This is a genomic window from Sedimenticola hydrogenitrophicus, from assembly GCF_029017505.1.
Taxonomy (GTDB): domain Bacteria; phylum Pseudomonadota; class Gammaproteobacteria; order Chromatiales; family Chromatiaceae; genus Sedimenticola; species Sedimenticola hydrogenitrophicus_A.
Window position 1 is genome coordinate 50,842 of sequence record NZ_JAQGEI010000006.1, and the last position, 25,962, is coordinate 76,803.

22 protein-coding genes are annotated in these 25,962 nt (G+C 58.4%); 18 read left to right on the plus strand and 4 right to left on the minus strand.

The window, feature by feature from the left end:
• Nucleotides 1-588: 588 nt before the first annotated feature.
• The 12 genes from O9K64_RS05070 to O9K64_RS05125 all read left to right on the plus strand — a co-directional run bounded on the left by O9K64_RS05070 (nt 589) and on the right by O9K64_RS05125 (nt 14,437).
• Nucleotides 589-822, plus strand: a complete 234-nt coding sequence (locus O9K64_RS05070; protein WP_275096996.1) for a helix-turn-helix domain-containing protein — start codon at nt 589-591, stop codon at nt 820-822.
• Nucleotides 819-2,954, plus strand: a complete 2,136-nt coding sequence (locus tag O9K64_RS05075; RefSeq protein ID WP_275096997.1) for a type I restriction-modification system subunit M — start codon at nt 819-821, stop codon at nt 2,952-2,954. Before O9K64_RS05070 ends, O9K64_RS05075 begins: the two co-directional genes overlap by 4 nt.
• Nucleotides 2,951-3,967: a virulence RhuM family protein gene (locus O9K64_RS05080; protein ID WP_275096998.1), complete on the plus strand. Its 1,017-nt coding sequence runs from the start codon at nt 2,951-2,953 to the stop codon at nt 3,965-3,967. Before O9K64_RS05075 ends, O9K64_RS05080 begins: the two co-directional genes overlap by 4 nt.
• Nucleotides 3,964-5,295 (plus strand): restriction endonuclease subunit S, encoded by a 1,332-nt coding sequence (locus O9K64_RS05085; RefSeq protein WP_275096999.1) that lies wholly within the window; start codon nt 3,964-3,966, stop codon nt 5,293-5,295. Before O9K64_RS05080 ends, O9K64_RS05085 begins: the two co-directional genes overlap by 4 nt.
• A complete protein-coding gene (locus O9K64_RS05090; protein ID WP_275097000.1) occupies nt 5,285-6,613 on the plus strand; it encodes an AAA family ATPase in 1,329 nt (442 codons plus the stop codon). The genes O9K64_RS05085 and O9K64_RS05090 overlap by 11 nt, the downstream gene beginning before the upstream one ends.
• Before the next feature lie 3 nt (nt 6,614-6,616).
• Nucleotides 6,617-7,351, plus strand: coding sequence for an HNH endonuclease (locus O9K64_RS05095; RefSeq protein WP_275097001.1), 735 nt, complete (start codon nt 6,617-6,619; stop codon nt 7,349-7,351).
• Nucleotides 7,348-10,449, plus strand: coding sequence for a type I restriction endonuclease subunit R (locus O9K64_RS05100; protein WP_275097002.1), 3,102 nt, complete (start codon nt 7,348-7,350; stop codon nt 10,447-10,449). The genes O9K64_RS05095 and O9K64_RS05100 overlap by 4 nt, the downstream gene beginning before the upstream one ends.
• A 5-nt stretch (nt 10,450-10,454) precedes the next feature.
• Nucleotides 10,455-10,697, plus strand: coding sequence for a hypothetical protein (locus O9K64_RS05105; RefSeq protein ID WP_275097003.1), 243 nt, complete (start codon nt 10,455-10,457; stop codon nt 10,695-10,697).
• A gap of 45 nt (nt 10,698-10,742) precedes the next feature.
• The gene (locus O9K64_RS05110; protein WP_335342237.1) at nt 10,743-11,249 is read left to right on the plus strand and encodes a BRO family protein; all 507 of its coding nucleotides are present in this window, start codon (nt 10,743-10,745) and stop codon (nt 11,247-11,249) included.
• Nucleotides 11,250-11,264: 15 nt separating this feature from the next.
• Entirely contained in the window at nt 11,265-12,404 is a 1,140-nt protein-coding gene (locus tag O9K64_RS05115) for a Fic family protein (protein ID WP_275097004.1), read from the plus strand.
• Between the two features lie 569 nt (nt 12,405-12,973).
• The gene (locus tag O9K64_RS05120; protein WP_275097005.1) at nt 12,974-14,017 is read left to right on the plus strand and encodes a Fic family protein; all 1,044 of its coding nucleotides are present in this window, start codon (nt 12,974-12,976) and stop codon (nt 14,015-14,017) included.
• An 87-nt stretch (nt 14,018-14,104) separates the two neighbouring features.
• Entirely contained in the window at nt 14,105-14,437 is a 333-nt protein-coding gene (locus O9K64_RS05125; protein ID WP_275097006.1) for a hypothetical protein, read from the plus strand.
• A gap of 255 nt (nt 14,438-14,692) precedes the next feature.
• Here O9K64_RS05125 and O9K64_RS23635 read toward each other — a convergent pair whose 3' ends face one another.
• A complete protein-coding gene (locus O9K64_RS23635) occupies nt 14,693-14,824 on the minus strand; it encodes a hypothetical protein (RefSeq protein WP_335342238.1) in 132 nt (43 codons plus the stop codon).
• 24 nt (nt 14,825-14,848) lie between these two features.
• Here O9K64_RS23635 and O9K64_RS05130 point away from each other — a divergent pair, with 24 nt between their 5' ends.
• Nucleotides 14,849-15,241, plus strand: a complete 393-nt coding sequence (locus tag O9K64_RS05130) for a hypothetical protein (protein ID WP_335342239.1) — start codon at nt 14,849-14,851, stop codon at nt 15,239-15,241.
• On the plus strand, nt 15,222-17,669 hold the full coding sequence (locus O9K64_RS05135) for a TOTE conflict system archaeo-eukaryotic primase domain-containing protein (RefSeq protein ID WP_420493153.1): 2,448 nt from the start codon (nt 15,222-15,224) through the stop codon (nt 17,667-17,669). Before O9K64_RS05130 ends, O9K64_RS05135 begins: the two co-directional genes overlap by 20 nt.
• 226 nt (nt 17,670-17,895) lie before the next feature.
• On the opposite strand, the gene O9K64_RS05140 is transcribed toward O9K64_RS05135, so the two are convergent.
• Both O9K64_RS05140 and O9K64_RS05145 read right to left on the minus strand, forming a co-directional pair.
• Complete coding sequence (locus tag O9K64_RS05140; RefSeq protein ID WP_275097008.1) at nt 17,896-18,222, minus strand: type II toxin-antitoxin system RelE/ParE family toxin; 327 nt, start codon at nt 18,220-18,222, stop codon at nt 17,896-17,898.
• The gene (locus O9K64_RS05145) at nt 18,222-18,497 is read right to left on the minus strand and encodes a type II toxin-antitoxin system Phd/YefM family antitoxin (protein ID WP_275097009.1); all 276 of its coding nucleotides are present in this window, start codon (nt 18,495-18,497) and stop codon (nt 18,222-18,224) included. Before O9K64_RS05145 ends, O9K64_RS05140 begins: the two co-directional genes overlap by 1 nt.
• Nucleotides 18,498-18,886: 389 nt before the next feature.
• On the opposite strand from O9K64_RS05145, the gene O9K64_RS05150 reads away from it, so the two are divergent.
• The 3 genes from O9K64_RS05150 to O9K64_RS05160 all read left to right on the plus strand — a co-directional run bounded on the left by O9K64_RS05150 (nt 18,887) and on the right by O9K64_RS05160 (nt 22,513).
• The gene (locus tag O9K64_RS05150) at nt 18,887-19,858 is read left to right on the plus strand and encodes a calcium/sodium antiporter (RefSeq protein WP_275097010.1); all 972 of its coding nucleotides are present in this window, start codon (nt 18,887-18,889) and stop codon (nt 19,856-19,858) included.
• A 317-nt stretch (nt 19,859-20,175) separates the two neighbouring features.
• On the plus strand, nt 20,176-21,654 hold the full coding sequence (locus tag O9K64_RS05155) for a SulP family inorganic anion transporter (protein ID WP_275097011.1): 1,479 nt from the start codon (nt 20,176-20,178) through the stop codon (nt 21,652-21,654).
• 16 nt (nt 21,655-21,670) lie between these two features.
• A complete protein-coding gene (locus tag O9K64_RS05160) occupies nt 21,671-22,513 on the plus strand; it encodes a universal stress protein (protein WP_275097012.1) in 843 nt (280 codons plus the stop codon).
• Between the two features lie 5 nt (nt 22,514-22,518).
• On the opposite strand, the gene O9K64_RS05165 is transcribed toward O9K64_RS05160, so the two are convergent.
• Nucleotides 22,519-23,679 carry a MinD/ParA family protein gene (locus tag O9K64_RS05165; protein WP_275097013.1) on the minus strand — a complete coding sequence of 387 codons (1,161 nt, stop codon included), beginning with the start codon at nt 23,677-23,679 and terminating at the stop codon, nt 22,519-22,521.
• A gap of 158 nt (nt 23,680-23,837) precedes the next feature.
• Here O9K64_RS05165 and O9K64_RS05170 point away from each other — a divergent pair, with 158 nt between their 5' ends.
• Nucleotides 23,838-25,955 carry an HDOD domain-containing protein gene (locus O9K64_RS05170; RefSeq protein ID WP_275097014.1) on the plus strand — a complete coding sequence of 706 codons (2,118 nt, stop codon included), beginning with the start codon at nt 23,838-23,840 and terminating at the stop codon, nt 25,953-25,955.
• Nucleotides 25,956-25,962: the final 7 nt, after the last annotated feature.

The window sequence follows — 25,962 nt, forward strand, 5'->3', positions numbered from 1 at the left end:
CGCAGCCCCCTGCGGCGCGCAGCAGCACCTATCGTCCGACCCAGCCTACCCCTTCTCCGTCAACCATCCCACGTGCCGGGTTCGAGCCGAGCCGTCCTGATACTCCGGTATTATCTCGACCTGACTCCACGGAACGGCAAGTACACGGAAAACCAGCTACATAACGCCAACAGTTTGAGAACACTGTATTGAGTATCAAGCCCGGCAAATCCTGGTCAAAATACATCCTGATTATCAATGAACGTCAGCTACGCGTGTCGGAGCGGACCATCAGCACCCGTCATTCCCTCTGCCTCCGTCATTCCCGCTGCCTCCGTCATTCCCGCGAAGGCGGGAATCCAGGGTTTGCGCGCACCTCGGGTTGCGGCTGGATTATTCGCTTCGCTCACCCTTCGGGCCGACTTTCAGTCGTTCAATGCGCTTCGCGCTTTTGTCCCGCTTCCGCGGGAATGACGGAACTTGGCTTACCTTTCTTTCTAATCAGGAAATACATTACAGAAGTCATAACAGATGTTATATTTTGGCGCGAATATACATGAATATACATGAAGAGTTGCGCGCAAGTACCAGTAGCAGACGGAAACCACCATGGTCACACACCCCGAAAACTTTCCGATGCGGGTCAAGGAAGTACGGCGGCAGCTAGGGCTGTCCCAGGAGGAGCTGGCCCACGCCCTCGGCGTGAGCTTCGCCACGGTTAACCGCTGGGAGAACGGCAAGACGGCGCCGTCGAAGCTGGCGATGAAACAATTTACAGCGTTCTGCGCGGGGCAAACCCATAGCGGCAGACTGAAACTCGACAATAAGGATACCAACGCATGACCCCTGCCAATTTCCAGCAACTGGCGAATTTCATCTGGTCTGTAGCCGACCTGCTGCGCGGGCCGTACCGGCCGCCGCAATATGAGAGGGTGATGTTGCCACTAACAGTGCTACGTCGTTTCGATGCGGTACTGGCACTGACTAAAGACGCTGTGCTGAAGAAACACCAAACTCTGAAGGGCAAAGACCCTCAGCTGGTGGACCGGGTGCTGAACGAACTGGCCAAGGACGACGACGGCAAACCGCTGGGTTTTCACAATCACAGCCAGCTCGATTTCCGCAAGCTCAAGGGCGATCCGGACAATATCGGCCGCCACCTGGCCGATTACATCAACGGCTTTTCCGAGAACATCCGCAAGATCTTTGAACGTTTCGAGTTTGAAAAGGAGATCGAAAAGCTCGAAGAGGCCAACCGTCTCTACCAGGTGGTGTCGCAGTTCGCCGAAATAGACCTTCACCCCCGTCATGTGGACAACATCACCATGGGACTGGTATTCGAAGACCTGATCCGGCGCTTCAACGAGGCGGCCAACGAGACGGCCGGTGACCACTTCACCCCGCGCGAAGTCATCCGCCTGATGGTCAATCTGCTTTTGGAACCGGACAGCGAGGTTGTCACACAAGAGGGGAAAATTGTCACTATCTGCGATCCGGCCTGCGGTACAGGCGGCATGCTGGCCGAAAGTCAAAACTGGATACGAGAACACGCCGCGAACAAGAACGTAACCGTCAAGGTCTACGGCCAGGACTACAATCCGCGCTCCTATGCCGTCGCCGCCTCCGACCTGCTCATCAAAGGCCACCGCGACAGCCGTATCGAATACGGCAACACCCTGACCAACGATCAGTTCTCCGACATGCGCTTCGACTACCTGCTGGCCAACCCGCCCTTCGGCGTCGACTGGAAGGGGGAGAAGAAGGAGATCGACCGCTGGCCCAACTTTCGCGGTTACAACGGCAAACTGCCGCGCATCAACGACGGTGCGCTGTTGTTCCTGATTCATATGATCGCCAAGTTTCAGCCCTGGCAACCGGGCAACCGCGACAAGCCCGGCTCGCGCATCGCCATCGTCTTCAACGGCTCGCCGCTCTTCACCGGCGGCGCGGGCAGCGGCGAAAGCGAAATCCGCCGCTGGATCATCGAGCACGACTGGCTGGAGGCCATCGTCGCCCTGCCTGAGCAGATGTTCTACAACACCGGCATCGGCACCTTTGTCTGGGTGCTGAGCAACCGCAAGGAGAAACACCGCAAGGGCAAGATCCAACTGATCGACGCCCGCGAGCGCTGGACGCCGATGAAGCGCAGCCTTGGCAACAAGCGCCGCTGGCTGGATGAAAAGGCCATCGATGAAGTGACCCGCGAGCACGGCGCGCTGACCAAATCGAAGACCAGCAAGATCTTTGACAATGCCGATTTCGGCTACCGCCGCGTCACCATTCTGCGCCCGCTGCGCCTCAAGTTCCAGATCACCCAGGAGGCCAAGGAACGCTACCTCGATACCTGCCCCGAACTGCTCGATGCCGTACTGGCTATTGAAGAGGTGCTCGGCAACGAGCCGCACCATGACTGGAATCAGGTTTGGGACGAGGTGCAGAAGACCGTCAAACGGTTGCCCGACGATGTCGAAGGCTGGGCCAAGGGAGCCAAGGGCACGGCGCAGAAAAAGGCCTTCCGCGACGCCTTCACCGAGGTCGACCCCGATGCCGAGCCGGTTATTGCCAAAGAACACAAGAAAGTTGAACTGGATTTCGACGCCCTGTTCCCAGGCCAGACCCTGCCCGAGCTTGCGCCCGATGAGCTGAAAGCCCTGCTGGGACTCAACCCGGCTGGCAAGAGCAAGTTCATCGAATATGAGGCCGACTCCAACCTGAAGGACTTTGAAAACATCCTCCTCAAGGAAGACGTGATCAGCTACGTGCTGCGCGAGGTGCGCCCCTATGTTGCGGACGTCTGGATCGACCGCGACACGTTGGACGAACAGGACGGCGGCATCGGCAAGGTGGGTTTTGAAATCAACTTCAACCGCGAATTCTTCCAGTACCAGCCGCCGCGGCCGCTTTCCAAGATCGACGCCGAGCTGGAGGCAGTGGAAAAACGGATCATGGGGCTCTTGCGGGAGGTGACGGAGTGAGCACACCGGACCGGGGAGAACTGATCGTTTACCGCACCGAAGACGGACAGGCGGAAGTCCAGTTGCAAACCCTGGACGGCTCCGTCTGGCTGAATCAGGGCGAGATGGCCGAGCTGTTCGATACCACCAAGCAGAACGTCAGCCTGCATATCAAAAACATCCTCAAGGAAGGGGAGCTGCCGGAGGCGGCAACTGTCAAGGAATACTTGACAACTGCCGAGGACGGCAAGCGCTACCAGACCAAGCATTACAACCTGCACATGATCCTGGCGGTGGGCTACCGGGTGCGCTCGCCCCGCGGCACCCAGTTCCGCCAGTGGGCCACCGCCCATCTGGCCGAGTACCTGGTCAAGGGCTTCGTCATGGACGACGAGCGGCTCAAGAACCCCGGCGGCTGGGACTACTTCGACGAGCTGCTGGCCCGCATCCGCGAGATCCGCGCCTCCGAAAAGCGTTTTTACCAGAAAGTGCGCGACCTCTTCGCCCTCAGTTCCGACTACCGTTCCGACGACCGCACCGCCCAGCTCTTCTTCGCCGAGACCCATAACAAGCTGCTCTTCGCCGTCACCGGCCAGACCGCCGCCGAGATCGTCGTCTCCCGCGCCGACCCCAACGCCCCCAACATGGCGCTCACCAACTGGAGCGGCTCGCGGGTGCGCAAGCATGATGTGATCGTGGCCAAGAACTACCTTTGTGCCGACGAGGTGGACACCCTCAACCGGCTGGTGGTCATCTTCCTGGAACAGGCCGAACTGCGGGTGAAGGAACGCAAGCAGCTCACCCTCGACTACTGGCGGAAGAATGTCGACCGCCTGCTGGACTTCAACGAAAAGGCCGTGCTCACCCACGCCGGCAGTGTCTCGCGCGAGGCCATGGAGCGCATCGCCCGCGAACGCTTCGATGCCTTCGACGAAAACCGCCGTATCGCCGAGGCCGGACAGGCTGATGCCGAAGAGATCGTGGAACTTGCGCGGATTGAAAAACAGCTTGAACAGAAGAAGGAAAAGCGATGAATCCGGGGGTGATGATGGCCTCACACGAAGGCACGAAGACACGAAGGAAGGCGGCTAGACGCCTCAAGTACGCTGCAACAATCAACGATGAGTCGCTTACCGAGGCGACTGAACCCGACTATGAGTTGCAATATATCGACATTGGTAATGTCGATTCTTATGGCACTGTGCATGATGTCGTCGCTTATAAGTTTGAAGATGCCCCCAGCCGGGCGCGCAGAATTGCTCGACACGGCGACGTCATCGTTTCAACGGTCAGAACCTATTTGCAGGCTATTGCGCCAATTGAGAACCCGCCGGAAAATTTGATTGTTTCAACAGGCTTTGCAGTCGTTCGCCCAAAGGGCAATCTTTTCGATGCACGTTTTTGTAAATACGCTGTGCGTGAAAAACATTTTCTTTGGGAGGTCGAAAGCCGATCAGTCGGCGTCAGCTACCCTGCAATAAATGCTTCTGATCTGGCAGACATTCGAATCAGCCTTCCGGCTATCGATACCCAACGCCTGATCGCCGACTACCTCGACCGGGAAACCGTGCGCATCGATGCGCTGGTGGCGGAAAAGGAAAAGATGGCGGCCCTGTTGGACGAAAAGCGCGCCGCCCTCATCAGCCGCGCCGTCACCCGCGGCCTTAACCCAAACGCCCCCCTCAAACCCTCCGGCCTCGACTGGCTGGGGGATATTCCGGCGCATTGGGAGACGCCTCCGGTTTACGCTCGATTTGAAGTTCAACTAGGGAAGATGCTTGATGAGAAGAAAATCAAAGGAACGCATCTCGCGCCTTACTTGAGAAATATTGATGTCCAATGGGGAACAATTAATACATCAAGCCTGCCTGAGATGGATTTTGATGACGAAAGCCGTGTTCGTTACTCTCTTCAACCCGGAGATATTTTAGTTTGTGAGGGTGGAGAAATAGGCAGGTCAGCTATATGGTTCGGAGAAATTGCGGAGTGCTACTATCAAAAAGCCCTACATCGACTCCGTCCTTTGAACGGTTATGATAACGCCTCTTTTTTTGTTTATGTTATGCAGGCTCTTGTGAATTTATGTGTTTTCTCCTCTCAGGCAAACGCAGCGACCATTCAACATTTGCCCGCAGAGAAATTAAGAACCGTTAGATACCCCGCGCCACCTATTCATGAACAACGCGAAATTGTTTCTTTTTTGAATCGTGAGACTGCACATCTCGAGAAAATGGACAGTGAAATAACCCATTCAATTCAGCTACTCAAGGAACGCCGAGCCGCCCTAATCACATCCACCGTGACCGGCCAGATTGATATTGAACAAAAGCAAACGAAAGCAGGAGGTCGCCATGAGAATTGACCGTCTGTTGGTGAAGAATTTCAAGGGTTTTGATTCTAAAGAATTTAACTTTCACCCTGAATTCAACCTGATTGTCGGCAAGAACGGCACAGGCAAAACCAGCACCCTTGACGCTTTAAGCGTAGCTGTCGGCAGTTGGTTCCTTGGGGTGCGCGGTGCGGATACCCGCCACATCCGCCCCAATGAAGTTCTTCTCGGTGATTTCGAGCACGAGCAGATCGACGAAGAAGGGAACAGGCATTTCAGCGTTCAGTGGGAACGGGCTTATCCCTGCGAAGTCATCGCACATGGTCAAGTACAGGAGCGACGTATCTCTTGGACTCGCACCTTGAATTCACCGAGCGGACGAACCACCTATGGAAGGGCTGCAAGTATCAAGCAACTTGCCACCAAGGCCGACCAGGCGATTCGTAAAGGTCAGGATGTTTTGTTGCCACTGGTTTCCTATTACGGCACCGGCAGACTGTGGCAGGAGCCCCGCGAGGCATTTACGGTTTCGGACCCCATGAAAGTTGCCAGCAAGGAGGAGCAATCAAGACTTGCCGGGTACTGGAACAGCGTTGATCCCCGCCTGTCCGTCAGCCAGCTGACCCGCTGGATTGCCCGACAGTCATGGATTACCTACCAACAACAGAACCGAGTTCCCCCAGCCTACAGCGCCGTCAAAGAAGCTCTGATTGCCTGTGTTGAAGAGGCACAGGAGCTCTACTTCGACGCGACGCTCGGAGAAGTCGTTGTCGAGTTTTCCAGTGGAACTCAGCCTTTCTCCAACCTGAGCGATGGGCAACGGTGCATGTTGGCGATGGTGGGCGACATTGCCCACAAGGCGGCTAAGCTTAATCCGCAACTTGGGAGCAAAGTCTTGCAGGAAACGACCGGGGTTGTGCTGATTGACGAACTCGATCTGCACTTGCATCCGCGTTGGCAAAGGCGCGCCATTGAAGATTTGCGCCGAACGTTTCCTAAGCTCCAATTCATTTGCACGACCCATTCGCCCTTTTTGATTCAGTCGCTGCGCAGTGGAGAAGAACTGATTATGCTGGATGGCCAGCCAACCGCCGACCTTGGAAACCTGTCGATTGAAGAGATCGCCAAGGGTATCCAGCAAGTGAAAGACCCTCAGGTCAGCCAACGTTACGAAGAGATGAAGGGGGTTGCCACAGGTTATCTGGAGACACTCGAAGAAGCGGCAAAGTCACCGCCTGAGAAACTTGAGGATTTCAAAACCAAGCTGGCGGAGGCTATTGCACCTTATGCGGATAACCCGGCATTTCAGGCGTTTCTGGAAATGAAGCGTGTTGCAAAATTGGGAGAATAAGGAATGCGGCCGATACGAAGAGGCAATGCGCCGCGACCGAACGATTATGCTGACTACAAGGACGCCAAGCCTGACCTTGTCGCCCGATTAGGCCCTTATTGCAGTTTCTGTGAGAGACCGGTGGTGACCCAGCTGGCGGTCGATCATATTCAACCCAAGGGTCTGCCGGCTTATGCGCATTTGATCGGGCGCTGGAGTAATTTTCTGCTGGCCTGTGTTAATTGCAACTCGACCAAAAAGGACAAGGATGTTGACCCGGCAAATGCACTGTTGCCGGATCGCGACAATACCTTTGCCGCCTTTCAGTACCTGCCTGACGGGACTGTTGAGCCATCCGCGAACGCCACAGACAATGGGCTTAATGCAATAGCTGATGGCACTCTCAGGTTGACGGGATTGCACAAGGCCGCCCTCAATACCCCCGACGAAAACGGCAAGCAAGTGGCCCTTGATCGTAAGTCGCAGCGGATGGAGGCTTGGCTTGCGGCAGAAGAAGCGAAACGTGATCTTCAAAACCACCCCGCCAACCACGTGCTTTGCGACTATATCATCAAGCTGGCCGCTAAAACGGGTTTTTTCAGCGTCTGGATGACCGTATTTGCTGACAATCCGACAATGCTTTCGCGTTTAATTGATGCTTTTACGGGCACCAGTGGAAGTGGCTGCTTCGCCGCGAATGGCGATGTCGTTTCGCCAGCTCCGAATCCCGATGCTCTACCAGGAGGAGGTAAAATATGAAACAAACCTCCGAATCCGCCTTTGAAACCGCCATCGAGTCGGTGTTGCTTAATGATGGTTACAGCAAACTGGCCTCTGGCACCTTCGATACCGAGCGTGCGATCTTCCCCGAAGAGGCGCTGACCTTCATCCGCGAGACCCAAGCCAAGACCTGGGAAAAGCTGGAGGCTCTGCACGGGGCAGAGACCGGCGAGCGGGTGTTGCAGGCGCTCACCAAATGGCTGGACACCCACGGCGCGCTGACCACCCTGCGTCACGGCTTCAAATGCTTCGGCAAAACCCTGCGCCTCGCTTTTTTCCGCCCGGCCCACGGCCTCAACCCGGAACTGGAGGCGCGCTACCGCGCCAACCGGCTGGGCATCACCCGGCAGCTCTATTTCAGCGGCAAGAACAAGAAATCGCTGGATGTGGCATTGAGCGTCAACGGCATTCCGGTGGTAACCCTGGAGCTGAAAAACCCCCTCTCCGGCCAGACGGCGGCCAACGCCATTCACCAATACCGCCACGACCGCGACCCGCGCGAGCCGATCTTCCTCTTTACCAAGCGTACCCTGGTGCATTTCGCCGTGGATACCGAAGAGGCGCACATGACCACGCGCCTGGCCGGGACCAGCACCCATTTTCTGCCCTTCAACAAGGGCTGGGACGGCGGCGCGGGCAATCTGCCGGATAAAGACGGCCGAAACTACAAGACCGCCTATCTCTGGGAAGAGGTGTTGCAGCGCGACAGCCTGCTGGACCTGCTGGCGCGGTTTCTCCATCTGGACATCGACGAGAAGGTCACCGACGAAGGCAAGAAGGTGCGTAAGGAGACGATGATCTTTCCCCGCTACCACCAGTTGCAGGCGGTGCGGCAGATGGTTGCAGCGGCGGGCAGCGAGGGCGTCGGCCATAACTACCTGGTGGAACACTCCGCAGGCAGCGGCAAGAGCAACACTATCGGCTGGCTGGCGCATCGGCTCTCCTCTCTGCACAACGAGCGGGACGAGCGCATTTTCGACAGCGTGGTGGTGATCACCGATCGGGTGGTGCTCGACCGCCAGTTGCAGAACACCATCTACCAGTTCGACCACCGTCAGGGGGTGGTGCAAAAGATCGACGAGGACTCGCGGCAACTGGCCGAGGCGCTGGAATCGGGCGTACCGATTATTATCACCACCTTGCAGAAATTCCCCTTCGTCTCCGGGCAGCTGATGAAACTGGCCGAGGAGCGCGGTGGCCCCTCCCGGACGTCCTGTCCTCCGGGGCATAAGCCCGTCCCTGGGCAAAAAGGCAGCAGTCATCTGCCGACGCGCAAATACGCGGTGATCATCGACGAGGCGCACAGCTCCCAGTCGGGGGAGACGGCCACCGAACTAAAAGGCGTGCTGGGTGGTGCCGAGCTGATCCGCAAGGCCCGGGAAGCGGCGCAGGAGGAAGGCGAAGCGGAGCTGGAGCGGTTGTTTCGCGCCATGGCCAAGCGCGGTCGTCAGCCTAATATGAGCTTTTTCGCCTTCACTGCTACGCCCAAGCATAAGACCCTGGCGATATTCGGCCGGGGTGGCGAGCCCTTCCACCGCTACACCATGCGGCAGGCCATCGAGGAAGGCTTCATTGAGGATGTTCTGAAGAGCTACGTCAGCTACAAGACCTACTACAAGCTGATCAAGAAAGCCGAGGACGATCCCAACGTCGAGCGCAAGAAGGCGGCCCGGGCGCTGGCGCGCTTCATGCGCCTGCATCCCCACAACATCGGCCAGAAAACCGAGGTGATGGTCGAGCACTTCCAGCAGCATACCCGCCACAAGATCGGCGGCCACGCCAAGGCGATGGTAGTCACCGGTTCGCGGCTGGAGGCGGTGCGCTACAAGCAGGAGTTCGACCGCTACATCAGCGAAAAGGGCTACCCCATCAAGAGCCTGGTGGCCTTTTCCGGCACGGTGGAAGACGACAAGGTGCCCGAGAAGACCTACACCGAGGTCGAGATGAATAACGGCTTGAAGGAAAAGGAACTGCCGGAGACCTTCGCCAAGCCCGATTATCGGGTGCTGCTGGTGGCGGAGAAGTACCAGACCGGGTTCGACCAGCCGCTGTTGCACACCATGTATGTGGACAAGCGGTTGGCCGGAATTCAGGCGGTACAGACCCTTTCGCGCCTGAACCGTACCCATCCGCTGAAGGACGACACCTTTGTGCTCGATTTCGTCAACGACCCGGACGAGATTCAGGAGGCGTTTCGCCAATATTACGACGGCTCGATCATGGGCGAGGAAGTCGATCCGGATCGGCTTTACGAGGTAAAGGCCGAGCTGGACGGGTCGGGCATCTACCTGCAAGACGAGGTGGACGAATTCTCGCGCATCTTCTTTGCGCCCAAGCGCAGACAAAGCCCGGCCGACCACAAGAACATGAACGCCCTGTTGGATCAGGCGGTGGCCCGTTTTGCCCAGCGGCAAAATGACGAAGAGGAAGAGGCCGAGCTGTGGCGCGGCAAAACCCAGGCGTTTCGCAATCTCTACAGCTTTTTGAGTCAGGTCATTCCCTATCAGGATAGCGATCTGGAGAAGCTCTTTACCTATCTGCGCCACCTGGCCTTGAAACTGCCCAAGCGCAAGACCGGGCCGGGATACCAGTTCGACGAAGAGGTGGAGCTTGACTATTACCGGCTGCAGAAGATCAGCGAAGGCTCGATCAACCTGGCCGAGGGGTATGCCAAGCCGCTCGACGGGCCACGCGAAGTGGGCACTGGCATGGTACGGGAAGACCCTATTACCCTGTCACGGTTGATCGATCTAATCAACGAGCGCTTCGGCAGTGAACTGACCGAGGCGGATCAGTTCTTCTTCGACCAGATCGCCGAGGCCGCCAGCCAGAACGAGACCCTGCGCAAAGCTGCCGAGGTAAATTCCCTCGATAAGTTCCAGTTGGTATTTCGGCAGGTGCTGGAATCCCTGTTCATTGAGCGCATGGAACTCAACGAGGAGCTGTTTACCGGTTACATTAGCAAGCCAGAAATGCAGGAAGTGGTTTCAAAATGGCTGGGCAGCCAGGTGTATGACCGGCTGGGCGGTTCGAAAGGGAGCCTCGGAAATAAGAAAATGTGGCCACCGATAGAGTGAAGATAATGAGCTTTAAGGTCAATTTCATCACCCGGATCGAACGGATACGGTCCGTTGGGCTGCGCCTCGACAAGATCGAAAATGCCATCGACCTAACACGGATTCAGAATACCGAGCGCGAGAAGGAGGAGAAGGAAGACCTGATCAACGCGCCGTTCACGGTGCTTCACTCTCAGGGGATTCGCGGTGTTTTCATCCTGGCGGAGGTCAACGAAATATTACAGCTCACCGAGCGCTTGGCGGCCTGATGGATCCGAACCGCGAAAGATAAACAATGGACTGTAGACACACTCATGGATAAATCATCACTGATCACTTTGGGAGACCGGTTTGATGGCTTGAGCGACACCGTACCGGATGAAGGCATTGAATTCTGGTTCGCGCGGGATTTGATGGAACCGCTGGGCTATGTCCGCTGGGAGAACTTCCAGACAGCCATCAAATGGGTTATAGAGTCTTGCGAAACGACAGGTTATGCGTCGAACGATCATTTTCGTGGCGTCACGAAAATGATCGAGATCGGCAAGGGAGGACAGCGGGCTGTCGATGACTTCATGCTCACCCGCCACGTCTGCTATCTCAGTGCCCAAAACGGGGACCCGCGCAAGGAGCCTATCGCCTTTGCCCAGAGCTACTTTGCCATCCAAACCCGCAAACAGAGAAGACGGAGAACATCCATGAGCAACAAAACCGGTGGTTCCGGCGAGAAGGACAATAAGTGCGACCCCGATTTCATCAGGGCGGAAATCGCCATACAGCATGCCGCTCAGAAGGCCCGCGAAAAGGCCAAGTCTCGGTGATGTAAGGGGATCACGATGAAATTCGAGGAATTTGTCTCCGGCAGCTACAAGCAACAGTACCAGTACCAGAGTTTTCTGCCCGCTTCCATCAACCAGGTCTGGTCATGGGACGATCCGCGCATCAATGTGCTGCTGGAGCAGGCGACGAAATCGCTGGGTGAACTCAATGCCTTCACACTGATCGTGCCGGATGTCGATCTCTTCATCCACATGCACATCATCAAGGAGGCGAACACCTCCAGCCGGATCGAGGGCACCCGAACGGAGATGGACGAGGCGGTGCTGGAAGAGGAGGCGATCCTGCCGGAGCGTCGCGACGACTGGCGCGAAGTGCAGAATTATGTCCGCGCCATGAACACGGCGATCGGCGAGTTGAAAACCCTGCCGCTCTCCCTGCGTCTGTTGCGCCACACCCATGAAATCCTGATGGGCGGTGTGCGGGGTGAGCGTAAGACCCCGGGGGAGTTCCGCCGCAGCCAGAACTGGATCGGTGGCGCGAGCCTTGCCGATGCCGCATTCATCCCCCCGCACCATGCGGACATGGCCGAGCTGCTGACCGACCTGGAGGCCTTCTGGCATAATGACAATGTTGCCGTCCCGCAGCTGGTGCGTTGTGCCCTGAGCCACTATCAGTTTGAGACCATCCACCCGTTTCCGGATGGCAACGGCCGTATCGGCCGCCTGCTGATCACGCTCTATCTGGTCAGCCACGGCCTGCTCAACAAGTCATCCCTCTATCTTTCCGCGCATCTGGAAAAGCATCGCGGTGCCTACTATGACGCACTGACCCGTGTGCGCGAATCCAACGACATCGGCCACTGGGTGCGTTTCTTTCTGCAGGCGGTGGTTGAGACCGCCGAGAGCGGCAAGACAACCTTCCAGCGTATCCTGGCGCTCCGGCAGGAACTCGACGCCGAAGTCGTCAAGATGGGCCGCCGTGCGGTAAATGCCCAGCAGCTCATCCTCCATCTCTATGGGACACCGACCATCACCGTCAACAAAGCTATGGAAGTGCTGGGGATCAAATATGTGCCGGCCAACAGCCTGATCGCGACCCTGGTGGATATGGGTGTGTTGCAGGAGGTGACCGGGTTCCAACGGAATCGGATTTTTATCCTTCGGCGCTATATAGATATCTTCAGGGACGGAAATTGAAATACGTGGGTCTGTATTATATTTTTTATGCCTATATATATAATATGAACCATCATATGTACATTTTTCAAGTCGAACACGATATCGCAAAGCAGAATTTCTTTATTCGAGGCCTGCCATGCTTCCATAGGAAATGGCGTGAAATAGAAGAAAAAACAGTTCCAAGGCCTCTGGAATCATCAGAGACACAGCCGAGGCTGGTCTGATCCGCTGTCATGGTGAAACCGTTGGCAGCAAGGCCAGAAAATATCTGCCGTGGTGGGTATGATGGCGACTGTGAATATGCTTGACTGAGTGGGGTCAATATTGCCGCAAACACAGAAAACAACTCAACTATCAAGCGCTTGTTGAACTTTCGTTGTTTGACTGGTGTTTGATGGGATACGCCATCCTGCTTCTTGGAACCGCGCCATGACCTTTACCCTAAAATTCACTAGGACCAATCGCATGACCCAGGCGATCAACCGCATCGAACGGGCTCGGACTAGCTTGCATTACTCGAGTAGCGGTCATAATTGCGACAATTTCACGACACGGATCGTGCCATTTCAACCAGTCAGGGAGGCAATATGAGATACCAGCCGCCCTACACCATTACCCCTGAGATCCTGAACCGAGTCGCCACGATCAGCGAGACTACCGGGCGTCTAACCGTGCTCACCGACCAGGCCAAGGCGCTGCGGCTGCGGCGCATAAATCGTATTCGCACCATCCACGGCTCGCTGGCCATTGAGGGTAATACCCTGAGTGAGGTACAAATCACTGCTATTCTCGACGGCAAGCAGGTGATCGCCCCGCCCCGCGAGGTGCAGGAGGTGATAAACGCTCTGGCCGCCTACGACCGGTTCGACAGCTGGAAGCCCGAGGCGGAAAAGGACCTGCTGGAGGCGCACCGGATTCTGATGTCCAGCCTGATCGACGAGGCGGGTGTCTACCGGCGCGGCGGCGTGGGTGTGATGGCGGGTCCGCAGGTGATCCACATGGCACCGCCCGCGGACCGGGTGCCGCAGCTGATGGGGGACCTGTTCGGCTGGCTGGCCACCACCGAAGCCCACCCGCTCATCGCCAGTTCGGTCTTTCACTACGAGTTTGAATTTATCCACCCCTTCGCCGATGGCAACGGCCGCATTGGGAGGCTGTGGCAGAGCCTGATTCTCGCCCGCTGGAATCCCCTATTCGCCGACATCCCGGTGGAAAGCCTGATCTTCGAGCATCAGGCCGAGTACTACCAGTCCCTGCAGGAGAGTACCCGCCAGACCGACTCCGCCCCCTTTATCGCCTTCATGCTGCGGATGATTCTGGACGCCGTGACCACCGCCGCCCCCCAAGTTGCACCCCTAGTCACCCCCCAAGTCGGTGATTTGCTGTTGGTAATCCAGGGAGAAATGAGCCGCGAGGCGCTGCAAACCGCCCTCGGCCTGAAGGACCGCAAGTCGTTCCGCGAGCGCTACCTCAAGCCAGCCCTGGTGGATGACCTGATTGAAATGACCATTCCCGACAAGCCTAACAGCCGTTTGCAGAAATACCGCCTAACCGACAAGGGCCGCCAGTGGCAGGCGCAGCATGTCGATGGACAACTTGCGACAATTTCACGACACGGCTTGCGACAATGAGCTGTGACAAAAGCCGTGATATCTTGGGGGCTGACTTGAGGGGTAGGTCGGGAATGCGACACAAAGCGAGGTTTTGAAAGACAGCATATGAAGCAGATGAAAGCGTTTGCCGGAAAGTGGCGCATCGCCGAGATGGAGGCGTGGGACCAGGATTATGTGAACATGGATGTACCGGGATACATCCGCATCGGCTCGGATGGAACCGGACAGTTCCAGTTCGGGTTGGTATCCGGGGATATCGATGGGCGGGTGGAACAATGCGGCGATACACCACGTTTTGAATTCTCCTGGTCGGGCGAGGAGGAAAACGATCCTGCCTGTGGCCGGGGTTGGGCCGTGATCGAAAATGGCGAGCTGAAAGGCCGCATCTATCTGCATCTGGCCGACGACTCGGCCTTTCGGGCCCTCAAGAGCAAATAGCGGGCTCTATGAAAAAATCGAACGTAACTACTCACCCCCCGTCATCCCGCATGCCTGCCGACGGCGCCCACGGGGAGCCCCATGACCTGTTTTCGGGGTAGGATGCTGGTGAGCTTGCGAACCGCATCATTTGCTCGTCGCCGGACCGATGCGGTTCGTTTTACTCACCGCATCCTACGGGTTGTAGTTTTGCGGGCGGAGCTCCGCAAAACCGCACTGGATGCCCGCCTGCACGGGCATGACGGGGGTGAGTAGTTACAATCGAACAAGAAAAAACCGACCTGGAGCGACCTCAAGCGCCAGCTTGCCGACCTCGACCGTCCGGCGCTGCTCGGCCTGATTCAGGATCTCTACGCCGCTGGCAAGAATAATCAGGCCTTCCTCCATGCCCGCTTCGCCTTGGGCGAGGACGTGCTCGAACCGTACAAGGCGGCCATCGACCGCTGGGTTTGCCCGGATGTGATGCGCAACCAGGATATCTCCATCGCCAAGGCCAAGAAGGCGATTTCCGATTACAAGAAGGCCATCGGGCGTCCGGAGGGACTGGCGGAGCTGACGGTGTTCTATTGCGAATCCTGCATGAATCTGCTTAGTTACTGCGGCATGGATGACGAGGGCTATTTCAACGCCCTGGTTCGCATGTTCGAGCAGGCGCTGAAGGCGATTGTGGCGATTGAGCCTGGCCAGCAAGACGCCTTTGTTGAACGACTTGAGCGCGTCCGGAACGCAGGGCACAATTGGGGCTGGGGCGTTGGCGACGATATGGACGATCTGATGGCGGAGTATGGATTTGCCGACGAGTGACAAAGGGCTGAATGCACAAGATGAATTGCGGCGGCTACGCGAGGAGAACGCCCGCCTCAAGGCGCTGCTGATCCGGCACGGCATCCCTTGGGAAGAACCAATCACCCCTGAACCCGTTCCCGCGCCACTGGAACCCGCTTCAGTCCCAACCCACTTCACTACAGACGACAAGATTGCCCTGTTCCGCCGTCTGTTCCGGGGCCGTAACGATGTTTACCCCCAGCGCTGGGAATCGAACAAGGGAACCTCAGGCTATTCACCGGCATGCGGCAACGAGTGGAAGCCCGGCATCTGCCACAAGCCGACGACCAAATGCGGCGATTGCAACCAGCGCCTGCTGCTGCCGGTGACCGATCAGGTGATTTACGGCCATCTGGCCGGGAAACAGACCATCGGCGTCTATCCGCTGCTGACCGATGACAGCTGCTATTTCCTGGCGGCGGATTTCGATAAAGCCGACTGGCGCGAGGATGCCAAGGCCTTCATGGAGTCCTGCCAGGAACTGGCGATACCGGCGGCACTGGAAATTTCCCGTTCCGGCAATGGCGCGCACGTCTGGATCTTCTTTGCCGAGCCGGTATCGGCCCGTGAGGCCCGGCAGCTCGGGGCCGCGCTGATCAGCCACACCTGCGACCGCACCCGGCAATTGTCCCTGGGCAGCTATGACCGTCTGTTCCCCAACCAGGACACCCTGCCCAAGGGAGGGTTCGGCAACCTAATCGCGCTGCCCTTGCAGAAGCAGCCCCGTGACCTGGGGCGCAGCGTGTTCGTCGATGAACACCTGGATCCTTATCCCGATCAATGGGCTTTTCTCGCGTCGATCCAGCCGTTCTCAAAAAGAGAGCTGGAAGACGCCATCCTGCGGGCCAGCGGCGGTCGACATCCCCTGGATGTGGTATTCATTGTGGAAGAAGAGGACAACAAGCCTTGGCAGCGCCCGACGCCTGCTCCTACCCGGATAGCCGGCCCCTTGCCAGAATCCCTGACTCTGGTGCTGGCCAATCAGATTTTCATCGCCAAAGCTGACCTACCCCAGTCTTTGGCCAATCGCCTGATCCGGCTGGCGGCCTTCCAGAACCCGGAATTCTACAAGGCCCAGGCCATGCGCCTGCCGGTGTGGAACAAGCCGCGCATCATCGGCTGTGCCGAGAACTTCCCCCAGCATATCGGCGTTCCCCGAGGCTGTCTTGATGCCGTGCTGGAGCTGTTGCAGGGCAATGGCATCCGCCCAGAACTACAGGATGAGCACCTGCGGGGGCGGAAAGTGACTGCCAAGTTCACCGGTACCTTACGCAAGGACCAGAAGGCAGCGGTACGGGAGATGTTCAAGCATGAAGTCGGCGTTCTTTGCGCTCCAACCGCTTTCGGCAAGACCGTCACCGCCGCCGCCCTGATCGCCCGGCGCAAGGTGAGCACGCTGGTGCTGGTGCACCGCACCGAGCTGCAGCGCCAGTGGCAGGAGCGGTTGACCAGTTTCCTGGAGATGCCGAAAGGTGGGCTGGGTGTCATCGGCGGCGGCAGGAAGAAACCGTCCGGCAAGATCGATATCGCCGTCATGCAGTCGCTGTCACGCCGGGAGGATCTGGGCGAGCTGCTCGACGGATACGGGCAGATCATCGTCGATGAGTGCCACCATCTCTCGGCCTTTTCCTTCGAGGCGATCCTCAAGCAGGCAAAGGCCAGATATGTGGTCGGCCTGACTGCCACGCCGGTACGCCGCGACGGCCATCAGCCGATCATTTTCATGCAGTGCGGGCCGATCCGCCACAGCGCCGCCAGACCCGAGACCGCTCCGTCTCAGCTGGAGGTGTGGCCAAAATATCTGCCTGCTCCGGCAATTCCGCCGGATTCACCGATTCAGGACGTCTTCCGTATTCTCGCCAACAACGCCACTCGCAACCGGTGCATTGCCGGGGATGTGCTGGCCGCTTATCAGGAGGGCCGCAAGGTGCTGGTACTCACCGAGCGGACCGACCATCTGCCGCTGTTGCGGGAAGCACTGGGCGATGCGGTCGAGCACTGCTTTGTCCTGCATGGCCGCTTGCCGAAGAAACAGCGGACGGCCGTCTTTGCCGAACTGGATGCGCTGGATGAATCCGCCCCGCGAGTTCTCCTAGCTACCGGCCGCCTGATTGGCGAAGGCTTCGACCACCCGCCGCTCGATACGCTGGTGCTGGCCATGCCGATATCCTGGAGAGGGACGTTGCAGCAATATGCCGGACGCCTGCACCGGGAGCATGCCGACAAGCAGGATGTGCGCATCTACGATTATGCCGAGACGGATCAACCCCAACTCGCCCGTATGTGGGACAAACGGCAACGCGGCTACCGGGCCATGGGATATGAAATCAAACAGACTGATGCTGTTAATTTACTAACTCAGGTTTCGGAGTTCAAGTTCAGCAATAAATGTCTCTTAACCTATTGATTGCAAAAATAAGTATTTCTCACACATGGTAAAATGACTGTGCTCAAACTCAAGCTTCGGAATTCGAGGTACTTGTAGGGTGGATAAGCTTGCGCATCCACCGTCATCTGATCATGGTGGATGCGCTGATGCTTATCCACCCTACAAATTTACCGATTCGGGCTTTGTGAAATGAACTCCGAAACTTGAGTTACTAAAGGGTACTCTGCTTGATGTGGGTGCGGATTCAGGGCTGTAATAGACGCCTCTGCAACAATGTCTGCATATCGCGACGGCCATCAGCAATCACCATAATGTAAACATTTTCGGACATGACGCGGTAGATGATGCGGTAGGGTTTGAAAAAAATCTCACGGTGCTCGCGAAGCCCGACGGCCAGTAGTTCCTTCGGATAGACTCCGCGTTGGGGGTTTTCAGAGAGGCTCGAAAAGGCCGTTTCTATCTGGCCAAGAACGTAATCCGCTTTTTCCGGCGCGTCGTGGGATTCGATGTAGTCGTACAACTCTTCCAGATCCCGTGCCGCATCGTCGGTCAGAAACACCTGGAACGTCATCAGCGACTCTTGCTCCGGTCTCGAAGTCGCGCAACAACATCCCCAGCAGGCTGGACCTTGCCTTCCTCAATCTGACGCGTGCCGAGTGCAAGAATCTTCAGAAGCGCCATGGTCTCCTGAGTTTGCTCATAGCTTTCGATGCCCTGTATCACGACCTTGGCTTCGCCATTCTGGGTGATAACCAAGGGCTCACCTTGCCCCGACAGGTTACGCACGATTTCTGCGGCATGAGCCTTCAGGTAACTGATCGGTTTGATTTGACTCGATAGTTTCATAACCACTCTCCTTAACATGACCAAATATAGTCCGCAAACAGGTCAATCGTCAATTTGAAACATTACGAGCTGTTGCCGGGTAATGAGACCGTGCTGGTGAAACAGAACGACCAGTCAGGGAGCTCAACATCAACCCCTGCTCCGTGTTCGACAAACCCCGCCATACTGCGGGACATGCCCATCCCAGGCCGACATTTCGCCCCCCGGCATGCGTCCCATCGCACGCTTCTCATCTATAATCCGCCAACTCGCGTGGCTCTTCCGGCGCGGCCGCCCAGCGGCCGGTGTTCGCTGCGATACGCCAAAGGTTGTCGGACAACCTCATAACATACCCTGGAAGCACAGCTCGCTTCGGCACCGTTATACCATCGATTGTTCACCGGAGTTTTATGATTACCGCATTTCTCGCCGTCGCCTTCGGACTGGCGCTGCTGGTCTGGAGCGCCGACCGGTTTGTCGACGGCTCGGCCGCCGCCGCGCGCCATTTCGGCATGCCGCCGCTGCTGATCGGCATGGTGATTGTCGGCTTCGGCACCTCGGCACCGGAGATGGTGGTCTCCGCCATCTCCGCCTCCCAGGGCAATCCGGGCATCGCCCTCGGCAACGCTTACGGCTCCAACATCACCAATATCGCCCTGATCCTCGGGCTGACGGCATTGCTCAGTCCCATCGCCGTGCACTCGCGGATTCTGCGCCAGGAGTTGCCGATCCTCACCGCGGTCACAGTCCTGGCGGCCTGGCAGATCCGCGACGGGGTGATCAGCTATCTCGATGCGGTGATGTTGCTGCTGGTGTTTGGCGTACTGATGAGCTGGAGCATCTGGCAGGGCATGCGGAAAAAGGGTGACAGCCTGGGCAGCGAGACGGAGCAGGAGCTGGTGATCCACGCCATGCCGCTGCGCCGGGCGATCTTCTGGCTTGCCGTCGGCCTGGTATTACTGATCATCAGCTCGCGCATCCTGGTCTGGGGGGCGGTGGAGATTGCCCAGGGCTTCGGCGTCAGCGATCTGATCATCGGCCTGACCGTCGTTGCCGTCGGCACCTCGCTGCCGGAGCTGGCCTCGTCGATCATCGCCATACGCAAGGGCGAACACGACATCGCCTTCGGCAACGTACTCGGCTCCAACCTGTTCAACACCCTGGCGGTGGTGGGTATCGCCGGGACCATCCATCCGATGGCGGTGGGACCCGAGGCATTCTCCCGTGACATGCTGGTCATGGCCGCACTGACCCTCTCCCTGTTCGTCGTCGGTTATGGTTTCCGCGGACCAGGACGTATCAACCGCTTCGAGGGGGCGGCGCTGCTGGCCTGCTATGTCGCCTACACCGGCTATCTGGTGGACAGCGTGTTCGGTCAATGAAGCCTGCCAGTGGAGACTGAAATCCGCGCCGATCTGTGGTAGGATCCCGCCCCTTCAGTTACCCAGAGCAGTCTGCAGGATCGAAAATCAGTTCGCGAACACGGGATCACGCCGCCGACACCAGCCATTGCCGCATGGAATCGTCGCCCAACTCCCTACCCCGTTGATTTAACACCCGCCGATAAGCCAGCCCCATCCGACGACCCGGGTCGTCGCGGCCGTTGCCTGTGCCCTACTGCGCGGCCTGAGCGGCGCTGCCGACGGCATGGCCAGGGCGCTGCTCGGGATTCCGTCATTCGTTGTAGTGGAAGTGTTTTATGGTGGTATCGTTCAAAAACAGCTGGCTTGGCAATATCCGTGGTGATCTGCTGGCCGGTATCGTGGTGGCCCTGGCGCTGATCCCGGAGGCGATCGCCTTCTCCATCATTGCCGGGGTCGATCCCAAGGTGGGGCTGTACGCCTCCTTCTGCATCGCCGTGGTGATCGCCTTCGTCGGCGGACGGCCCGGCATGATCTCCGCCGCCACCGGCGCCATGGCGCTGCTCATGGTAACCCTGGTCAGGGAGCACGGCCTGGAGTACCTGCTGGCGGCCACCCTGCTGACCGGCCTGCTGCAGATCGTCGCCGGCTATCTGCGGCTGGGTTCGCTGATGCGCTTTGTCTCGCGCTCGGTGGTAACCGGTTTCGTCAACGCCCTGGCGATCCTGATCTTCATGGCCCAGCTGCCGGAACTGACCGGTGTCACCTGGCATGTCTATGCCATGACCGCCGGCGGTCTGGGTATCATCTACCTGTTTCCCTATCTGACCCGGGCCATCCCCTCGCCGCTGGTCACCATCGTGGTATTGACCGCCATCGCCATCGGTCTGGACCTGGATATCCGCAGCGTGGGCGACATGGGTGAACTGCCCGACACCCTGCCGGTGTTTCTCTGGCCGGAGGTACCGCTCACCCTCGACACCCTCATGATCATCCTCCCCTATTCGGTTTCCCTGGCGGTGGTGGGTCTGCTGGAGTCGCTGATGACGGCCACCATCATCGACGACCTGACCGATACCGGCAGCGACAAGAACCGCGAGTGCAAGGGTCAGGGCGTGGCCAATATCGCCTCCGGCCTGCTCGGCGGCATGGCGGGATGCGCCATGATCGGCCAGTCGGTGATCAACATAAAGTCCGGCGGCCGCACCCGCCTCTCCACCTTGGCGGCGGGCGTGGTGCTGCTGTTGATGGTGGTGTTCCTGGGCGACTGGGTGGCGCGCATTCCCATGGCCGCGCTGGTGGCGGTGATGATCATGGTCGCATTCGGCACCTTCAGCTGGGAATCGCTGCGCAACCTGAAAAAACACCCCCCGAGCACCAATATCGTCATGACCAGCACCGTGGTGGTGGTGGTAGCCACCCACAATCTGGCCTATGGCGTGTTCGTCGGCGTCTTGCTGGCGGCGATGTTCTTCGCCAACAAGGTGGCCCGCTTCAAGCACGTGCATTCAGAGATCAACGAAGATGGTACGCTACGCACCTACCGGGTGGTGGGCCAGGTGTTCTTCGCCACCGCCGAGAAGTTCGTCGAGTTCTTCGACTTCAAGGAGGTGGTGGACAAGGTGGTGATCGACCTGTATCAGGCGCACTTTTGGGATATCACGGCGGTGGCGGCGCTGGACAAGGTGGTCCTCAAGTTCCGCCGCGAGGGCACAGAGGTCGAACTGATTGGCCTCAACGAAGCCAGCGCCACGATTGTCGATCGTTTTGCTGTGCATGATGATCCGGATGCCGTGGCGAAATTGATGGGCCACTGACGGAGGAGAATAAAAAATGACTCAAGTGATCGCCTGTATCGACGGTACCGAGGTATCCCCCGCCGTCTGTGACTACGCCGTCTGGGCCAGCCTGCGGCTGGACGCCCCGCTGGAATTTCTACACGTACTGGATAAATCGGAGTACCCGACCGAGAGCAACCTCAGCGGCAACATCGGCCTGGGTAGCCGGGAGGCCCTGCTGGATGAGCTGGCCGCCCTGGACGAGCGGCGCGGCAAGCTCGCCCTGGAACAGGGAAAACTGATGCTGGAGGCGGCCAGACAGCGCGCCATCGAACAGGGCATCGACAACCCCACCCGCTGGCAGCGCCACGGCGACCTGGTTGAGACCCTCACCGAGCTGGAGACGGACATTCGCCTGCTGGTGCTGGGCAAGCATGAGGATCACCTGAGCCGGCACATCGGCAGCCGCCTGGAGAATGTGGTGCGCACCCTGCACCGCCCGATCCTCATCACCACCGCCGCCTTCAAGGAGCCGCAACGGGTGATGCTCGCCTTCGACGGCAGCGCCACCACGCGCAAGGGAGTGGAGATGATCGCCACCAGCCTGCTACTGCGGAACCTCCCCTGTCACCTGGTGATGGTCGGCACGGCCAGTGATGAAAACCGCGCGCAACTCGATTGGGCGCAAGCGACCCTGGAGCGTGCCGGGTTCGAGACCACCGCCAGCCTGGTTGACGGCGAGGTGGAACGGGTGCTGTGCGACTACCGGGCGGAGCACGGGATCGACCTGCTGATCATGGGGGCCTACGGCCACTCGGTGATCCGCCGCTTCTTGGTGGGCAGCACCACTACCAACGTGATCCGCAACGCCTCCGTGCCGGTGCTACTGCTGCGCTAGCACGCTCACCGTTTCTCGGTCCGGGCCAGCAGTTCGGCGAACTGCGCCGCGGCACAATAGGGGCTCTGCGCCAGCGCACCCTGAAAAGTACGCCGTGGCGGCCTGGCGCCATCCGCTTCTTCGGGCACCGGCATCACGGCCACCGGAGCGGGCGCCGCCAGCGGCCATTCGGCTGGTTCGGTATCGGCAAACAGCTCCGCCTCGCCGGCCTGGTGCCTGACCGCCCACTCGCTGGCCGCGCGCCGAATGAATGCACCGGCCGCCCCCTTGTCCAGGGTCTGCAGGCGGGCCAGCGTCTGCTGTTCCCAATCGGCATCCTGCGCCGCCGTGTCGGCATCCCCGGCGCCCTGAGCGGTCTGCCGCAGTTCGATGCCGAAGGGCTGGTTCATCTCCCGCAGATAGTCACTGAACGACTCCGAACCCCGCCGCTGATTCTGCAGCAACCGGAGCAGGCGCTCCGCAATCACCCGGATACAGCGGCTGGCCAGGCACTCCGGTTTGCTGAGCATGACCGGCTGCTGGTTTCTTACCGATGCCGGCACCTGCTGATCCTGCAGCACATAACCCAGGTAACCCACCGGTAGCTGCAGATACTTCTCGGTGGCCTGTTTGAAGCGCTTGAAGGCGCTCCTGGCCGCGTGCAGGTCGGAGGCCATATTGACCACGACATAGACAATCCCGCCGAAGCCAAACCGCTTGGCCATCTTCAGGAACGAAAACGCATCCGTCAGCGAGGTGGGCTCCGGGGTGATGACCAGGACCGGACAGGCGGCCGCCAGGAAGAAGCCGAGCTGGCTGCTGCCGACACCGGCCGCCGAATCCACCAGCAGGAGATCATTATGCCGTTCGATATCCCGCAGGCCGCTCAGCAGGCGCTCCTGCTGTTGCGCATCAAGCTCCAGGAATTCGGCGATGCCGCTGGCCGCGGGGACAATCTGCAGGTACTCGGAAACCGGCAGGAGGATTTCATCGAGGCGTTTTTGCCCACGGATGTATTCACGTAGTGTCTGTAGTGGATTTATTCCAAAGAGAATATTGATATTGGCCAGATTGGTGTCCGCATCGAACAGACAGACCCGCCGTTTCATCTGTCCCAGCGCGATGCCGAGATTGGCGGAGAGGGTGCTTTTACCGACGCCGCCTTTACCGCTGGCAATCACAATCATGCTGTTAACTGGTTCACAGTTTTGACTTTTTTCCCCTGCCGAGTCGCCAAGGGTGTTGTGAATGGTTGCGTTGGTCGTTTCCATTTGTCCAAATATTGTACAGAATTCCTTTTTATCTCATTGACTTATAGTTGATATTTGGTGCAGGATGTTACGTCATGAAGGACGCCTCACCGGTCATTATCGAAAATCTCAGCCTGGGCAGACTCCCCTCTGTCCCGCAGGTGTTGCTCAGATTAATCGAAGCCTGCCATCAAGTCGACGTCAGTTTCCATGATCTGGCGGAGATAATCCAACAGGATATCGGGCTGACCGCCAAGATCACCGCCGTCTGCAACTCCCCCGCCTATGCCCAGTGGAATGAAGACCGGGACTTCAACCATCTGTTGGTGGTGCTGGGGCTTAACAACATCAAAACCATCGCCATCAATGCCGCGGTACATCAGTTCTTCTCCCAGTTCAACGTCCAGACCGGACAAGGGCTCGGCATCATCTGGTACAAGTCGCTCTGGTGCGCCCATGCGGCCAGGGCCCTGGCCACGCTGACCAGCTACGAGTTTCCGGACGAGGCCTACCTGGCCGGCCTGCTGCACAAACTCGGCCAGCTGGTATTCCTCAACAACCAGCCGGACCGCTATGGCGATCTGCTGCTCAAGACCCCGGACGACCTCGCCCTAACCGACCTTGAACGTGAGCTGTTCGGCGCCGCCTACCACGAGGTGAGTGCGCTGGTGGTGGGTGAATGGGAGCTGGAGTCATTCCTCAGTGACGCCCTGCTCTATCAGAATGAACCGGCCGAGCGGCTGCTTGAGGCGCCACGACTGGTGCGCCTGACCAACTTCATTCACAAGCTGAGTGATCCGGGCATTGATCTCGATAGCATCTATTCGGAGGCCGATCTGCTGTTTGGCCTGACCCCCTCGGTTGTCACTAATCTGAAAAAGGATATCGAACAGCAGGTGCAGAAGGCTGCCGATGGCCTCGGCATCCGGCTTGAAAAGGATGCCGCCGGCGCTATTGCCGTCCAGGTCGAGACCGAGGAGGTCCGCCTTGAGCTGGCCCGCCGGGTACGCGAGTTTGCCTTGCTGGGCGGCGTCAATCTGGATCCGGGCAGTGAAACGGAGCTGCGGGAGTTCCTGGACTCGGTACTCGCGGAACTGGATATCCTGTTCGGCATGGATCACAGCATCCTGTTTCTTGCCGAAGCCGATAACGGCCACCTGCGGGGTATCGTCGGCCGTGCCGTGAGTAACACACGGATAGCCGAATTCAATATACCGGTTGTGGCGGGCCGCAGTCTTGTCGCCCAGGCACTGATCGAGGGAACGGTCCAGGGGCCGTTGGAGTCGGCCCCGGCCTCCCTGGTCGACCAACAACTCGCCCGGACACTGGAGAGCGACTGCATGCTCTGCGTTCCGCTGATCACCGGCTCCAGCCGCATCGGGGTGATCGCGGTCGGCCTGCGCGCCGCGGAACAGGACCGGCAGGCGCACAACCTGAACTTCCTGCCAATGTTCGCGGCCACCGCCGCCCAGGGTATCCAGACACACCGCGGCCTGGCGAGAAGAACCGAGGAGTTGCTTGAGAATACCCGCCAGTGGCATCAGCGTGAGGCAAGAAGCATTGTCCATGAAATCAACAATCCGCTGGGCATCATCAACAACTATCTGCACGTGCTCTCGGTCAAGTTCAGTGAAGACGCCTCGATTTCCGACCACCTGAAGATCATCAAAGAGGAGATCCAACGGGTCGGCGACATCACCTTGCGTCTGCGCGACATCGGTGATCCACAACACATCGCCTCGTTCTCGGTGGATATCAACGAGATAATCCGCGATCTGATGGAGATCTTCCAGGCCTCTTATTTCAAGACCCACGGCATCACCGAGCATCTGGACCTGGAGAAAATGCTACCGGCCATCCAGATCAGCCGGGCAAGTCTCAAGCAGGTGATCACCAACCTGGTCAAGAATGCCGTCGAGGCGATGCCCGATGGCGGGGATCTGTGGATTCAGACACGCGACCGCATCAACATCGGGGGGCGTGAATACGTCGAATTGAGTATCGCCGACAACGGTCCCGGGATCCCCCCGGAGATCATGGGGAGGCTGTTCAGCCCGGTCGACAGCACGAAAGGCAACCACCACTCAGGTTTAGGATTAACCATTGTAAACAACCTCATTAATGAGCTGAAAGGGAGTATTAGCTGCAGGGGTCGCTCGGGAGGTGGAAGTGAATTTCTCATCCACCTGCCTCGTCGCTTAGGTGACGAATAATAAGGGG

What these genes read in the sequence shown, in the direction of transcription:
- O9K64_RS23635 (WP_335342238.1), bottom strand. Translation starts at nt 14,824, where the DNA reads ATGGAGGAAGGCCTGATTATTCTTGCCAGCGGCGTAGAGATCCTGAAT.
- O9K64_RS05125 (WP_275097006.1), top strand. Translation starts at nt 14,105, where the DNA reads ATGAAGCAGATGAAAGCGTTTGCCGGAAAGTGGCGCATCGCCGAGATG.
- O9K64_RS05120 (WP_275097005.1), top strand. Translation starts at nt 12,974, where the DNA reads ATGAGATACCAGCCGCCCTACACCATTACCCCTGAGATCCTGAACCGA.
- O9K64_RS05170 (WP_275097014.1), top strand. Translation starts at nt 23,838, where the DNA reads ATGAAGGACGCCTCACCGGTCATTATCGAAAATCTCAGCCTGGGCAGA.
- O9K64_RS05160 (WP_275097012.1), top strand. Translation starts at nt 21,671, where the DNA reads ATGACTCAAGTGATCGCCTGTATCGACGGTACCGAGGTATCCCCCGCC.
- O9K64_RS05110 (WP_335342237.1), top strand. Translation starts at nt 10,743, where the DNA reads ATGGATAAATCATCACTGATCACTTTGGGAGACCGGTTTGATGGCTTG.
- O9K64_RS05070 (WP_275096996.1), top strand. Translation starts at nt 589, where the DNA reads ATGGTCACACACCCCGAAAACTTTCCGATGCGGGTCAAGGAAGTACGG.
- O9K64_RS05145 (WP_275097009.1), bottom strand. Translation starts at nt 18,497, where the DNA reads ATGAAACTATCGAGTCAAATCAAACCGATCAGTTACCTGAAGGCTCAT.
- O9K64_RS05095 (WP_275097001.1), top strand. Translation starts at nt 6,617, where the DNA reads ATGCGGCCGATACGAAGAGGCAATGCGCCGCGACCGAACGATTATGCT.
- O9K64_RS05090 (WP_275097000.1), top strand. Translation starts at nt 5,285, where the DNA reads ATGAGAATTGACCGTCTGTTGGTGAAGAATTTCAAGGGTTTTGATTCT.
- O9K64_RS05140 (WP_275097008.1), bottom strand. Translation starts at nt 18,222, where the DNA reads ATGACGTTCCAGGTGTTTCTGACCGACGATGCGGCACGGGATCTGGAA.
- O9K64_RS05085 (WP_275096999.1), top strand. Translation starts at nt 3,964, where the DNA reads ATGAATCCGGGGGTGATGATGGCCTCACACGAAGGCACGAAGACACGA.
- O9K64_RS05150 (WP_275097010.1), top strand. Translation starts at nt 18,887, where the DNA reads ATGATTACCGCATTTCTCGCCGTCGCCTTCGGACTGGCGCTGCTGGTC.
- O9K64_RS05115 (WP_275097004.1), top strand. Translation starts at nt 11,265, where the DNA reads ATGAAATTCGAGGAATTTGTCTCCGGCAGCTACAAGCAACAGTACCAG.
- O9K64_RS05165 (WP_275097013.1), bottom strand. Translation starts at nt 23,679, where the DNA reads ATGATTGTGATTGCCAGCGGTAAAGGCGGCGTCGGTAAAAGCACCCTC.
- O9K64_RS05135 (WP_420493153.1), top strand. Translation starts at nt 15,222, where the DNA reads ATGGATTTGCCGACGAGTGACAAAGGGCTGAATGCACAAGATGAATTG.
- O9K64_RS05100 (WP_275097002.1), top strand. Translation starts at nt 7,348, where the DNA reads ATGAAACAAACCTCCGAATCCGCCTTTGAAACCGCCATCGAGTCGGTG.
- O9K64_RS05075 (WP_275096997.1), top strand. Translation starts at nt 819, where the DNA reads ATGACCCCTGCCAATTTCCAGCAACTGGCGAATTTCATCTGGTCTGTA.
- O9K64_RS05105 (WP_275097003.1), top strand. Translation starts at nt 10,455, where the DNA reads ATGAGCTTTAAGGTCAATTTCATCACCCGGATCGAACGGATACGGTCC.
- O9K64_RS05155 (WP_275097011.1), top strand. Translation starts at nt 20,176, where the DNA reads ATGGTGGTATCGTTCAAAAACAGCTGGCTTGGCAATATCCGTGGTGAT.